Raw genomic sequence first — 13,238 nt, forward strand, 5'->3', positions numbered from 1 at the left:
GGCTTTAGCTTTCCATCCTCACACGCCACCAATCATTTTGCGGTTGCTGTTTACCTGACCACCTTGTTTTATTCGAAATGGAAATGGATATTGCCACTAAGTATTTTGTGGGCTTTCTCCATTTCATATTCGCAAATTTATGTGGGTGTTCACTATCCAGTTGATGTAGTAACCGGTGCATTATTGGGAACTTCAATTGGGCTTGGTGTTGGCATTGTGCCTAGAAAATTGATCAAATATTAGTCATCAAAATTGACACCTTCTTTTAATCTCTCTGCATTTTCAGCTACTTGAAGGGCATCAATCATATCATAAATATCACCATTCATGAAGTTTGGCAAATTAAACATAGATAATGTAATTCGATGATCGGTTACTCGACCTTGTGAATAATTATAAGTTCTGATTTTTGCTGAACGATCGCCTGTTGAAACCATGGTTTTTCGTTTACTTGAAACTTCTGCTAAATATTTATTATACTCAATTTCGTAAATACGTGCTTTCAGTACTTTTAGTGCTTTTTCATAGTTTTTTATCTGGGATTTCTGATCTTGACACATGGCGACCACACCAGTTGGTTCATGTGTTAGTCGAACGGCAGAATAAGTTGTATTTACACTTTGCCCACCAGGACCAGAGGAACAATATGTGTCTTTCTTAATATCTGATTCTTTTAAATCAATATCGAAATCATCAGCTTCAGGTAGTACAACTACTGAGGCTGCCGATGTATGCACTCGACCTTGCGTTTCGGTTAACGGAATACGCTGAACGCGATGAACACCTGACTCATATTTCATAATTCCATAAACTTTCGCTCCTGAAATATTAAATACAATTTCTTTATAACCGCCATTTGTTCCCTGATTAAAATCAATTACTTCAACTTTCCATCCTCTTATATCAGCGAACTTTTCATACATTTTGTATAAATCTCCAGCAAAAATACTGGCCTCATCACCTCCTGCACCAGCTCTTACTTCAACCACTGCATTTTTATCATCTGCAGGATCGGATGGAATCAGCAAAACTTTGATTTTTTCTTCCAAAGGGCCTTTTTTCGAAAGCAACTCATCCAATTCCATTTTGGCCATATCCCGCATTTCGTTATCCTTGTCGGTACGAATAATTTCTTTGCTCGTGTCTATATTACTGACCATCTCCTTGTACTCATGATACACTTCAATAATGTCAGTTAAGTCACTATATTCCTTATTTAATCGAATATATTTTTTCTGATCGTTTATGATATCTGGTTGCGTGAGCTGCTCGGCAATATTATCCCATCTATCTTTTATAGCTGCTAGTTTAACTAGTAATTCCATTTCAAATCCTTTATCATTTAAATACCAGATTGGTATTTTTGAGACTGCAAAGTTAGCTAATATATTGGAATGAATTTGGAAGAGAAAAATACTACTGTACGTAATTGAAAGTCTTTAACTCGAGGAACTCCCCATCAAATTCAGCATATGTATTATGCGAAATCATATCGCCAAGGTTAACATACACTGATTTGTCATTTAGCTTGTAATACTTAGGATAATGTCGATGACCGAAAAGTAAAAAATCAACTTCATGTTTCTCAATAACTTTTCTGGCATGTTGCACCAACCATTCATCTTCTCCAAGAAAGGAATCGTTTACAACATAGTTTTTAACCCTTGATTTACCTGAAAAGAAGTTGGCCAAGGTAATTCCTATGTCTGGATGCAGCCATCTGAAAAGCCATTTGTTTATTTTGCCAATAAAAATTCGTTTAATGAATTTGAATCCGAGATCACCTGGCCCTAATCCATCACCATGTGCTAAATAAAAGCTTTTGTTTCCGAATTGTTTGATTATTGGTTTTTCAATTATTTCAATATTTAGCTCCTTTGTGAAATAATCTTTCATCCATAAATCATGATTGCCTTTGAAAATATAGATTTTAATACCCGCATCGCTTAATTCAGCCAATTTCCCCTGCAATCGAATGAATCCTTTTGGAATGACGTGTTTATATTCAAACCAGAAGTCAAAAATATCACCTAATAAATAGAGTTCTTTAAGATTAGGTTGTATCTGATTTAGCCAGGCTACTATTTTATCTTCCCGTTTCCTGCTGGAATCATAATCAGGAGCACCCAGATGAAAGTCTGATGCAAAAAAGATATTTCCCGGCTTATCGCTCATTTACGTAAAAACAATACATATCCTTTGGTCCGTGAGCCCCTAAAACAAGGGTTTTTTCAATATCGGCTGTTCGACTCGGTCCAGATATAATGGATAACATGGAAGGCATTTTATCCTCGTATTTTTGTTTAAAAAATTTAAAAGCATTTTCTAAATCAAAAAACATTTGATCGTAATAGGCAACAACAATATGAACAGGAGGGAAGGCTGTAAGTTTTCGAGACGAGTCTGATGCAGATGTTACCAAAACACTTCCTGTTCGGGCAACTAATCCCATACAGGATGTAATGCTCAAGTCAGCATCTGTATACGAATCCAACTCATATTTATATTTAAGACTGGTATTGTTTAAAATATAACGGATGTTTTCTTCGGTACAATAAACATTTTTCCATTTATTCGCTTGAATCAACTTACGCAGTTGTGTAACCATGTCGGCATTGTTCTGACAATAAATGAATTTTCCTTTATTCTTATTGAATTCTTTGGCGAATTTCTCAGGAAGACTTTCATCTGGTTTATTAAACACAAATTTTTTCAGATCTGGTTCTTTCAGATCATATTTCATAAAACTCTTTTGCTGAGCAGTCCTTATTTTTTTTAATACTTTTTCGCGCATGAATAGATGATAAGTAATTCAATTTGCAAAATTAAGCTATTGAAATGAATTTGTCATCACTTAGCATTTCATTCCTTTTGCGAACGGACAAACTTTTTTATAGCAAAACATGTTTCAAAAACAAATTTGATATATATTTGTTACGAAAATTATAAACGTAACACCATTGCTATGAAATCGTGCTATTTAGTTCTAATATTCCTATTAATATTAAGTAATAAGGTAACTGCCCAATTACCTCTTGAGTCAGATAATGCCTTTACTGTAGGTAAAGATATGTTTCAATTGGAGCTTTGTAACTCAATTTGTAAGGAGCAGTGTCCTGATCAAACAAGTCGATTGAATTTATCTTCTGCTGTTTTTACATATGGATTATCTCAAAAGAATGATCTTGTTATTTCAATGGATTATGGCATTGGACATACGGTAACACAATGTGAATCATATCCTTTTAAAGGCTTTTATGATATTAAGCTCGAATTAAAACGACTACTAATTGAAAAGGAATATTTTCATTCATCAATTAAAACAGGATTGTCAATTCCTACAGGACAGCATGAAAGAGGTTTTGGGAGTGGTAAAGTTGGCTACAGTTTATATTCTGTATCAACCTTGACATTTAATCGTATTGATATCAATATTAATGGAGGATACATAAGAAATGAAAACCTTATCTGTGCATGTAAAAACTTGTTTCATTTTTCTTCCTCAATTGACTTAACCTTTTACGGAAATTTTCATTTTGTTGCTAATATAGGAATCAACAAAAGTATTGACATAGGGCATAATGAAAATTGCCTCTTTAATTTAGTTGGATTTTATTATTTATTGGGTGAATCAAATGAACTTAGCTTTGGCTATAAAAATGAATCATCTTCAGATTTAATGAGTCATTCTTTGATAACAGGCTTCACACATCGTTTTTAAATCATTTTTTTTGATTTGTTTTATTTTTTGAAAAGTCAAAAAGCAATAAATCGTATCTTGATAGGCGAATTTTTCATTTAATAAACGCCTACATATGAGAAAATACTTTTTCTTCTTTGTGATTGTTCTTTTCATCGCAAATATTCCCAGTCAATTAGTAGCCCAAACAGATCCTGTCTACAAATCAAATTATAGATTGTTTTGGAAAATAGAAGGTGATTCTCTTACAAAACCATCCTATTTATTTGGGACAATGCATGTTCAGGATAAAAGGTGTTTCGAGTTTACTGACGATATGCTACAAAGCTTGTTTGACGCTGATATTTTAGCTCTTGAGTTAGACTTCGACTCTGTCTATCAAAAAATGGTGTCAATGTCAATCGATGACGCAACCAAGCAACGCTTTTTTGAAGATTTCTTTGATGAGGAAGAAATGGAAGTAATTGAAGAAGAGGCTACCAAAAAAGGAATTAACTTGAGGTTGCTTCCTCGAAAAGATATCCGTACACTCGATTATTATCTGGATAAACCATCAGCAGATGAAGCGGAGAAAATGCCCATTTTTCTTGATGCTTATTTATTTTATTTGGCTAAAAGTTATGACAAAAAAGTATTGGGGTTGGAGAAATATGAAGATCAAATTCAATTGTATGAACAACTACCCGATGAGATAACAAAAGAAGCCGTATTGGCCAAATTCAAGGAAGTTGCTGACGGGGTGCATGTTTATGACAGAATGCTAAGTATTTATCAATCGGGTGATATTGACGAAATTGATGAGTTCATGAGTTTATATTCTGATGAATATCGGGAGAAACTTATTGTTGAACGGAATAAAAATATGGTTGATGCTGCAGTACCCTTAATTCAAGATAATTCTGTATTTATTGCTGTTGGAGCTGCTCATTTACCCGGATCGAATGGAATTATTGAATTGTTGAAGAAGAAGGGCTATACATTAACGCTCATGCCTGTCGTATTTTCGTCAATAGCTGATTCTCTTTTGGGCATTGGAATAAAGCCAAATAGTTGGGAACAGTTTAATGATAGTTTACGCGGTTTTTCGGTAAATGTGCCTTTCAAACCCATGAATTATGAGAAATTTGGTGGTGCTTTGGATATGAAAATTTGCATGGATTTTATCCAGGGACCTTATTATTATTTTTATGGAGTGCCTACTGCTATGGCTGGCTTGGAAGAGGGAAATGATGATTTTATTGATATTTTAGCCAATCGATTTGAGGAAATGGTTTCAGGCCAGGTTGTGAGTAAAAAAAGTATCAATTACAGGGGAGTTAGAGGTGCTGAAATTACAATCAAAACACATATAGGCTTTGAATATAAAACCAAGGTTTTCTTGGTCAATAAGCATATGTATTTACTGATGGTGGGCAATACTAAAAAGGATTACAATTCAGAAGATGCTACACAGTTTTATAATTCATTGCGATTCTATCAACCCGAAATCATTAAATCTGAAGCATCCGATTGGAAAGAGTATAAAATTGATTTGGGCGCATTCTCTGTCAAATTACCGGCAGAACCAAATTATCAAAAAATGGAAGCGCAAAATCCAAATAGTAAAGATGGAGAGGAGTATAGTATACATATGTACTATGGATTGGATATTTTGGATGAAAGAATATATTTTATCCAGTGGTATGATTTACCTTCCGGCTATATCTATGAAAATGATTCGGATGTGTTTCAGCAGTTTTTTACATCTTTAATTGGTGAAGACTTTGTTTTTGATCCCTCAAAAATGGATGCAGTAAGCAAATTAGGTTCATATGGTTATGAATCTCCTCAAATTATAGAAAACAGAGGAATTAAATTCAAATTTCAAGTTTTTTTACGCGGAAACAGAACCTATTTATTGATGGCACAGATTAAAGGTCAAGAAGAGCAAAATGATGATATTGATGCTTTTTTTAGTTCTTTTAAAACAATTCCTTTTATAAGAGGAAAGTATGCAAGGCATTCGGTAAAATTATTAGAAACTAATTTGCCTGAAAACCCATCATTTATTGAGGAGGATAATATTTATCCATATTTTTCAGATGGTTTTGAATCAAGCACTTATTCCTGCATTGACAAGAATTGTGGAGTGAGCTATGTGGTGGTTGAAACGGAATATCCCAAATATTACAGAATTCATCATGCCGATTCTTTTCTACTGGAATTACGAACCAGTATTATGGCTTATGGCGATAAGCTTATCGACTCCAGTGCTGGTCGAACCAAACAAAATTATTCTTTTGTTGCTGGTGTTATAAAATCGGAATACAGCAGCAACCGAACCCGATTTATGCTGATTCTAAATGAAAATCGGGTATATGAATTGTATGCATATGTAACCGAGGAAATGCAAACTGATAGCTTGGTCGATTTGGTTTTTAATCAGGTTGAAATGGATGACTTTGTAGCTGAATTTGATATGTTTACATCCAAGTCAAGTTTAATATTTAGTGATTTAATGTCAAGCGATAGCAGCACATTTGCAAATGCCAATACTGCTTTTGATTATTATGAATTTGATAGTACTGACTTGAACCTCTTGCATTCTGCTTTATCAAATGTCTATCCTGATAGTGCGGAAACCTATAATGGAGCGAAGCAAAATATTATTTACGAGTTATCTATACTGCATAACGATTCAACACTATTTTATGTTTTGGATTGCTATAAAAAAGACTTCCATTTGCATGGTGGGGATCTGTTGGGATTAATGAATAAATTATCTAAAAACAACCCAGCAATTCTATTCGATCAGTTAAAAGAACATCTGCCAGACGAATTGTACTTTTATGAAGCACGAGAAATTCTGAATCCCATTGTCGACTCTTCCTTATTTTGTGTCAATAATTTTGATGACATACTACTTGTGAGCAATCAGAAGCAATATCTCCAAAATTCATTTTTGTTTTTGTTTTTTGATAATTGGGCAGATTTGAGTTTGAATGAAGATCAACAGAAAATATTGGCTAGCTATGGAGATAAATGGTTTGATATTGCTTTAGATAGCATAAATAATTATCCGAAAGACAGTTGGCAGGTATATAATTTCACATCACTTTTGAGTAACATTATAAAAGTGTATTCTAAATTACCCAATACAAATTATAAGCTTCTGAAATCTAAATTAAAAGGTTTGGATTTTGAGGAGATCCGTTCAGCATTAATTCACTATAAACTAGGACATGAACTTAAAATTTCGAATAAGGAATGGAAGGAAAGTCTTGAAGATGAATATTATGGGTTTGAACTTATTTCAGAAATAAGCACGCAGCAAATGTTGCATTTGGTGCCAGCATCCTATAAAACAGCAGATAATATTGCAAAAATGACCTTAATCGATTATTTCTCCTATGATGATTATTTCCCATATGCGATGGAATATGCAGAGACCAGAACCATTTCAATAGATGATAAAGAGGTTGTTTTTTATATTTTTGATTGCTCATGGGAAGGTGATAGCGAAAAGTTTATTTCGATTAGCGGTGCATTTGATATTCAAGAAAAGAATATCGATCTGGAAAATTATTGGGTCGATAACGACTACATCGGATTTACAGAACAAAAGGATCGGGAAATAAGTATTCAGAAACTATTGAAATCAGCGAAAAAGTATCTTGAAAAAGATAGCAAATGAAATTATTTCTCTTCTTTGAAAAATAGTTGATAGTAGTTCAGTCCACTTTCTTCATCAAATCCTTTTAGGATATTGTCTCTATTTCCATGTACATACACATGGAAATTTTTATCCAATTTAATTACGCTCTTAAATACCCTTTGTTTCTTTTTTAATGCAGCTTGTGAAATACTGAATTCATCGGATATTTGTACATCCAATTCATCTTCAAATTTGCTTTTATATTCACTAAAGCTTTTGACTAATTCAGGTTCTTGCATCACCTCATGTGCAAATTCGGCCAGTTCAAAATTTTCCTTTTCTTTGAAAAAATTGGCAGACTTATTTAATAGATTTGCCTGGTCAGCTTTTGATATATCAAATTCCTCAGGCAATTGACGGTGCACATAACTCTTGCACAAATTAATAGCCTGCTCGGTATTGAAAAAGCTATCGCTTCGTTGTTGTATTTGTAAAAATTGATCTACCCAAAAATGAGCTTCTGTTTCTTTGTTGGTTCGATCCACTACTGAAACCATAAATCCATCTTCTTTTTCCTGGTTGAATATCAGGCAACCTTTATCCAGTTTGTTGATGTTAATGCCTGCATCACTTTTAATATCAAAACTTTCTGATCGGGTATGGATTTTTAAAAATGTGTCTTTCGATTCTGATTTAAACAAACCAATGGCATCGGTTAATTCGCCATTCAAATGAACATCTTTAATCAAAGTAACATAAAATTCACCAGCTTTAATATTTGGATGCACCGATTGGCCGTATAAATACTTCGCTAATTTGATAGACTGCTCATGCAAACTAGAATGATCTGCGAATATTTCAGAAACATAAGCATATACTTCATTCATTTCTATATCTGTTTCATGAATAAACTGGAAAAAGCCGTTTTCTTTAAATGAACTAAGAAAATAGTGAATTAGCAATTCATCAATATCTTCATCTGTTTCGGCCAATTTGGTGGAAAGTTGTAAGCCTTCTTCTTTTCCTTTGTTGCCTACTTTGTGAATACTCAGGCTGCTTAATGTGGCGAGTTCGTGATTAATCATTTTGAAATTTATTTATGCAAAAATACTGATCAATTGCTGCAATATAGAAATAAAAAAATGGCAAAGTAAATTTTACCCTGCCATTATATATGTGAGCTTGTATGAATGTTAAGCTAATTTCTTCTTAATTTCAGAAAGCATTACATCCACCATTTTATCTAAATCATATTCAGGTTTCCAGCCCCAGTCTTTTTGAGCTTGCGTATCATCAATACTTGCTGGCCATGAATCGGCAATGGCTTGTCTGAAATCAGGATTGTATTCAATGGTAAATTCAGGCATTTTTTGCTTGATTTTTTCGTACAATTCAGCTGCTGAAAATGTTAGTGCATTTAAGTTATAACTGGAGCGAATGCTAATGTTTTCAGCAGGAGTTTCCATGAGTTTTATTGTTCCATTTATGGCATCATCCATAAACATCATCGGCAATGTTGTATCTTCTTTCAGGAAACATTTGTAATGACCAGAGCGAATAGCTTCAAAGAAAATATCAACTGCATAATCGGTTGTTCCTCCGCCTGGCTCTGTTTTATAACTAATCAAGCCCGGATAACGAATACCACGCGTATCAACTCCATATTTATTGAAGTAATATTCTACCCATCTTTCACCTGCTAACTTACTAATACCGTAAGTTGTATTAGGCTCCATAATGGTCATTTGTGGTGTATTAATTCGAGGGGTTGTTGGTCCGAATGCACCAATTGAACTTGGCCAGAAAATCTTACTCAATTTCTTTTCCCTTGCCAGTTCCAGTACATTAAACAAACTATCCATATTAATTTGCCATGCACGTCTTGGATCTTTTTCGCAAAGGGCCGAAAGCACAGCAACTAAATGATAAATTTGTGTAATACCATGTTTGTTAACAATCTCACCTAATCGAGCAGCATTTAAAATATCCAATGTTTCAAAAGGACCACCTTTGGCTAACTCTTCCGTTACAGGGCTCGTTTTAATATCTGATGCAATTACATTACTGCTACCATAAATACTTCTTAATGCGGGAACCAGTTCCGAACCTATTTGTCCTGCGCATCCTATGACCAGTATTTTTTCCATATCTCTTTAAAATGAATTTATATTATGTTTTTGATTTGCGGTCAAACCTACATAATTTTTTAATAAGTAAATCTATTCAACAATCTAAAAAAGTGAGATTTTGAATGGTTTATTTAGGTACTTAAATTGAGCATTTCATTTCTTTTCCAATAATCCGTAAATTTGAGTTAACAGCTATTAGTTTTCGACTAATCAGTTTAAAGCTTATTATGGGTTTAGTAGAGTTACGAAAAGAGCGGGATGAGACAAAAGTGGGGATATGGAAGATGGAAGAAACAATCGACCAACTCAAGAAAAGCCTCATCTTAAATGCAGCTGAAATCAGGTATTTTAGCACGTTGAATAAGGGTAAACGCAATATGCACTGGGTTGCAGGACGTGTTTTATTACGTCATGTTTTAGAAACCGATCACTTTATTAAAGTGGAGGGAGATATCCATGGCAAACCCCAACTACTCAACTTCGACTTTGAAATGTCCATTTCTCATTCTGCTGATTATGCAGCAGTAGCCATTAGCAAAAAGAAAGTGGGTATTGATATTGAAGAAATAAAACCAGTAATAAAAAAGATTTGCAGCAAATTCATGTCGGAGAAAGAGATAAGTGAAGTTCCTGATGGTGAGCATGAAATAGAACAGCTATATGTTTACTGGTGTACAAAGGAGTCTATTTTTAAACTCAATGGCAAAAAACAATTACACTTCAGAGAGCATATTCACATCGATGGTTTTGCCTACAAAGGTGAGGGCTACATTAAAGCGCATATCAAGCAAAATGATTTTGAACAATCGTTTGATGTGAGGTATGAGAAATATGATGGTTATATGTTGACTTATGTGATTGATGAGTAGGAGTTGGAACTCGTTTCTCGTTGCTTGTTACTCGTTTCTGGTTACTTGTTACTCGTTGTTAGAAACGCATTAACAATCTGAAATAAACCGAAGTTCCGGCCTGGGGATGATATGCAGGGATAAAACCAGTTGGATTTTGAATACTAGTTTGAATGACATCAATGGGTCTTGTTCCTGAACCAGACTGACGTCCTATTGTAAAATAATCTGCCCCAATCATATTTCTAATAATAAGTTGTGGCTCAAATTTTACCTTCGATTTAAACAAATTCCTTCCTGAAATAGTGAAATTCAATACCATATATTCATCTAAATAACCATCAGGTTTGTCTTCAGTTACATAGTCATAACCAACTTCAGCTATACTTGCTGTCGTTTTTGGTTGAAAATATCTATTCGTTTCAGCTGCTTTAACTTTTCCAATGAAATTTGCTCGAAGGTTAAAGTTTATTTTTTCTTGTAATACATAATTTATCGCCAGATTGGCTTTCATTCTGGCAATGTTGTCAATTTCATCAAAGTTTTCACCAATTGTAAAGGAATAATTTGCGCTGATGAGCATGTCTTTGAGAGGCTGATAATCTGTCATTAGGCTTAGTCCGGAAATATTAAATTCTCCCTGATTTTGGTAATATGTTGCCTTTTCTCCACTTGCACCAATGGGTACAGCAACCGGGTCAGGATTTGGAGCTACTACGATCAAGTCATTTACCTGGCTGGTAAACGTGTTTAATCGGATGTTAATTTTTTCAGTAATACGGTAGCTCAATTCAAGTTCGTAAGTTGAAATATATTGTGGTTTCAGATCAGCATTGCCTCGCCATTCATCAAAAAGTTCAAACACTGTAGGGGCTTTAAATGCTTTTCCATACAAAGCTTTGAAATAAAAATTCTTAAACGGATTCCCGACAAATGCTGCTCGCGGTACGAGAACGTATCCAAACTCTGAACTATAATCATAGCGTAATCCTCCTGTTATAGTATATTTTTCAAAAATCTTCATCTGATCTTGCACAAACAATGAATAATTTTGTGAAAAGTGCATGGGCAAATAGCTCTCATTCCCATCAGGATAAGTAGAACTCACAATAGTCGAGTTGGGATCCTGTGCTTCACCTAGTGAAATACCAAAGTACTGCTTGTTTTCATTTTCAACATGAAATCCAAAAACGAGCTCATTATTTTCTTTAATATCAAGATTGAATTGTTGTTCTAAACGTATGGCTGTTCCTTCTCCACTATATCCTTTCATTTTATCAACTACAGCAGAATCGAATCCATTATTTACACTTTGATACTGATAGGTATAGAAGAATCCGGTTTCAGGTAAAATCCGTGTATTCCGGTAGGAGAGGATGGAACTTGAATAAAAATTATCCTTTAATTCAAATTCATATTTTGTGTAAAAGGTTTTACCCGTGTGTAGTGCCCTATAATTTAAATTAGGGCTATTGGTGAAATATTCATAACCAACAACCTGACTACCTAAACCTTCATCTCTTTGCCACCAACTAAGTCCTATGGTAAAATTCTCGTGTTTTGCTTTTACGCGAAAATGCATATCGTTAATGTTGGTTTTAAATCCATCGTTTATAGGGTAGGTTAGTCCATCGCCATCAATTTCATTTGGAATATTTCCATATTCAGTTGTTAATACTGAATCGGGTTCTGAATTATTATGAAAATAATTACCAGGATCTAGTCTTTCCAGTCCCTGATCTCCATCAGTTATATACCATTGTCCGGTAACTTGCACGCTCATGCCATTTTCGAATTTGCTGGAATAATATATTTCAGGAGAAATACTATTAAATGAACCATAAGAAATACGAGCATCAACTTTGTTTTTATCTTTTAAATCTTCCGCATTTTTTGTGATGATATAGATAATTCCAGCATAAGCATTAGCCCCATAAAGCGAAGAACCCGGACCAAAAATGACCTCAATACGTTCAATGTCAATTAAAGGGAATTCAAAACCAATGTGTCTGATCCATCCATTTGAAATATCGTTCCTGATAACTCCATCTACTAAAATAAGTAAGTTTGTTTGGCCTACATCGGTAATTCCCCTGAATATAAAATGAGAAGGATATTCTCCTGCAGGTTGTTTTATTGTGAAATCTATACCTGGAATATCTTCAAGAACTTCCTCAAGATTTCGGTATCCACGTTGTTGGATCATTTCATCTGTAATAACCACCACACTTCCAGCTGCATCATTGTTTTTTTGAACTTTCCTAGAAGCAGACAGTACTTCCAAGTTCCATAATGCATCCAGACCCATCATACACTCTGAACAATAATCTTCCTCTTCTTCTTCCTGAGCAATTAGGGGATGATTAATTAGAAATATCGAGACAATTAGTCCGGCAAATAATACTAGTTTTTGCATGAAGATAGATTTTCTAAAAGAAGATATAAAGGTAGGGAAAATTGGGAAATTGCTGAAGGAACAAATTGTTAAACTGATAAATTGTTAAATTGGAAAACGGTTGAATTGAGAAACTGTTGAATTGATAAACTGATAAGGCTGTAATTGTATCGTCCTAAAATAAGTTTACAGTTTTTTGCTTAAGGCTGTAATTGTATTGAAAATTGCTGATTTGCTGAGTTCAATAGGCTAATTACCAATATGGATGTTAGTGGCAGAATGCTTTGCATTTAAGGAAGTGTCAATGCGCGCAAAGATTTTACCATTCCAGTACATGGGTTGATCTGGATTCTCAGGGTGGTCAAAAGTAAAACTAAACTGAGCTTTCATAATTCCTTCATTCCACAAGTTTCGATCAATCTGAATTTGACCGCCATTGCATTGATAGGTTATTATTTCTCTTTCTGTTATGCTTCTTAATTCAATAGTCGGATAACAAATATTCTTAATAATTATTAAGTGTAAACTACTA

Annotated in this window: 11 protein-coding genes; 4 read left to right on the forward strand and 7 right to left on the reverse strand. The window is 34.1% G+C overall.

What is annotated here, in order from left to right; genetic code table 11:
- Positions 1 to 243, forward strand: a 243-nt coding sequence (locus tag HOG71_05090; protein ID MBT5990208.1) for a phosphatase PAP2 family protein, incomplete at its 5' end; no start/stop codon positions are given.
- On the opposite strand, the gene prfA is transcribed toward HOG71_05090, so the two are convergent.
- From prfA to HOG71_05105, 3 genes are all read right to left on the reverse strand, one after another.
- The gene (gene prfA, locus HOG71_05095; GenBank protein MBT5990209.1) at positions 240 to 1,325 is read right to left on the reverse strand and encodes a peptide chain release factor 1; all 1,086 of its coding nucleotides are present in this window, start codon (positions 1,323 to 1,325) and stop codon (positions 240 to 242) included. The genes HOG71_05090 and prfA overlap by 4 nt on opposite strands.
- A gap of 91 nt (positions 1,326 to 1,416) precedes the next feature.
- Positions 1,417 to 2,175, reverse strand: a complete 759-nt coding sequence (locus tag HOG71_05100; protein MBT5990210.1) for a UDP-2,3-diacylglucosamine diphosphatase — start codon at positions 2,173 to 2,175, stop codon at positions 1,417 to 1,419.
- Positions 2,165 to 2,794 carry a lactate utilization protein gene (locus tag HOG71_05105; GenBank protein ID MBT5990211.1) on the reverse strand — a complete coding sequence of 210 codons (630 nt, stop codon included), beginning with the start codon at positions 2,792 to 2,794 and terminating at the stop codon, positions 2,165 to 2,167. Before HOG71_05105 ends, HOG71_05100 begins: the two co-directional genes overlap by 11 nt.
- Before the next feature lie 171 nt (positions 2,795 to 2,965).
- On the opposite strand from HOG71_05105, the gene HOG71_05110 reads away from it, so the two are divergent.
- Together HOG71_05110 and HOG71_05115 are read left to right on the forward strand one after the other, a co-directional pair.
- On the forward strand, positions 2,966 to 3,721 hold the full coding sequence (locus HOG71_05110; protein MBT5990212.1) for a hypothetical protein: 756 nt from the start codon (positions 2,966 to 2,968) through the stop codon (positions 3,719 to 3,721).
- Between the two features lie 94 nt (positions 3,722 to 3,815).
- Positions 3,816 to 7,373, forward strand: coding sequence for a TraB/GumN family protein (locus tag HOG71_05115; GenBank protein ID MBT5990213.1), 3,558 nt, complete (start codon positions 3,816 to 3,818; stop codon positions 7,371 to 7,373).
- 2 nt (positions 7,374 to 7,375) lie between these two features.
- Here the strand turns inward: HOG71_05115 and HOG71_05120 are convergent, their stop codons facing one another.
- Together HOG71_05120 and HOG71_05125 are read right to left on the reverse strand one after the other, a co-directional pair.
- Positions 7,376 to 8,419 (reverse strand): nucleoid-associated protein, encoded by a 1,044-nt coding sequence (locus HOG71_05120; GenBank protein MBT5990214.1) that lies wholly within the window; start codon positions 8,417 to 8,419, stop codon positions 7,376 to 7,378.
- A 108-nt stretch (positions 8,420 to 8,527) separates the two neighbouring features.
- Positions 8,528 to 9,481 (reverse strand): NAD-dependent epimerase/dehydratase family protein, encoded by a 954-nt coding sequence (locus HOG71_05125; GenBank protein ID MBT5990215.1) that lies wholly within the window; start codon positions 9,479 to 9,481, stop codon positions 8,528 to 8,530.
- Positions 9,482 to 9,690: 209 nt separating this feature from the next.
- On the opposite strand from HOG71_05125, the gene HOG71_05130 reads away from it, so the two are divergent.
- On the forward strand, positions 9,691 to 10,332 hold the full coding sequence (locus HOG71_05130; GenBank protein ID MBT5990216.1) for a 4'-phosphopantetheinyl transferase superfamily protein: 642 nt from the start codon (positions 9,691 to 9,693) through the stop codon (positions 10,330 to 10,332).
- Positions 10,333 to 10,390: 58 nt separating this feature from the next.
- Here the strand turns inward: HOG71_05130 and HOG71_05135 are convergent, their stop codons facing one another.
- Together HOG71_05135 and HOG71_05140 are read right to left on the reverse strand one after the other, a co-directional pair.
- Positions 10,391 to 12,727, reverse strand: coding sequence for a TonB-dependent receptor (locus HOG71_05135; protein ID MBT5990217.1), 2,337 nt, complete (start codon positions 12,725 to 12,727; stop codon positions 10,391 to 10,393).
- A 228-nt stretch (positions 12,728 to 12,955) separates the two neighbouring features.
- The coding region (locus HOG71_05140) for a hypothetical protein (GenBank protein ID MBT5990218.1) at positions 12,956 to 13,238 on the reverse strand (283 nt) is incomplete at its 5' end.

The organism is Bacteroidota bacterium, from assembly GCA_018698135.1.
Classification (GTDB): Bacteria; Bacteroidota; Bacteroidia; order CAILMK01; family JAAYUY01; genus JABINZ01.

Excerpts from the sequence above, each read along its gene's own strand:
- HOG71_05135 (MBT5990217.1), bottom strand. The coding sequence starts at position 12,727 with ATGCAAAAACTAGTATTATTTGCCGGACTAATTGTCTCGATATTTCTA.
- HOG71_05110 (MBT5990212.1), top strand. The coding sequence starts at position 2,966 with ATGAAATCGTGCTATTTAGTTCTAATATTCCTATTAATATTAAGTAAT.
- HOG71_05130 (MBT5990216.1), top strand. The coding sequence starts at position 9,691 with ATGGGTTTAGTAGAGTTACGAAAAGAGCGGGATGAGACAAAAGTGGGG.
- HOG71_05100 (MBT5990210.1), bottom strand. The coding sequence starts at position 2,175 with ATGAGCGATAAGCCGGGAAATATCTTTTTTGCATCAGACTTTCATCTG.
- HOG71_05120 (MBT5990214.1), bottom strand. The coding sequence starts at position 8,419 with ATGATTAATCACGAACTCGCCACATTAAGCAGCCTGAGTATTCACAAA.
- HOG71_05115 (MBT5990213.1), top strand. The coding sequence starts at position 3,816 with ATGAGAAAATACTTTTTCTTCTTTGTGATTGTTCTTTTCATCGCAAAT.
- HOG71_05125 (MBT5990215.1), bottom strand. The coding sequence starts at position 9,481 with ATGGAAAAAATACTGGTCATAGGATGCGCAGGACAAATAGGTTCGGAA.
- HOG71_05105 (MBT5990211.1), bottom strand. The coding sequence starts at position 2,794 with ATGCGCGAAAAAGTATTAAAAAAAATAAGGACTGCTCAGCAAAAGAGT.
- prfA (MBT5990209.1), bottom strand. The coding sequence starts at position 1,325 with ATGGAATTACTAGTTAAACTAGCAGCTATAAAAGATAGATGGGATAAT.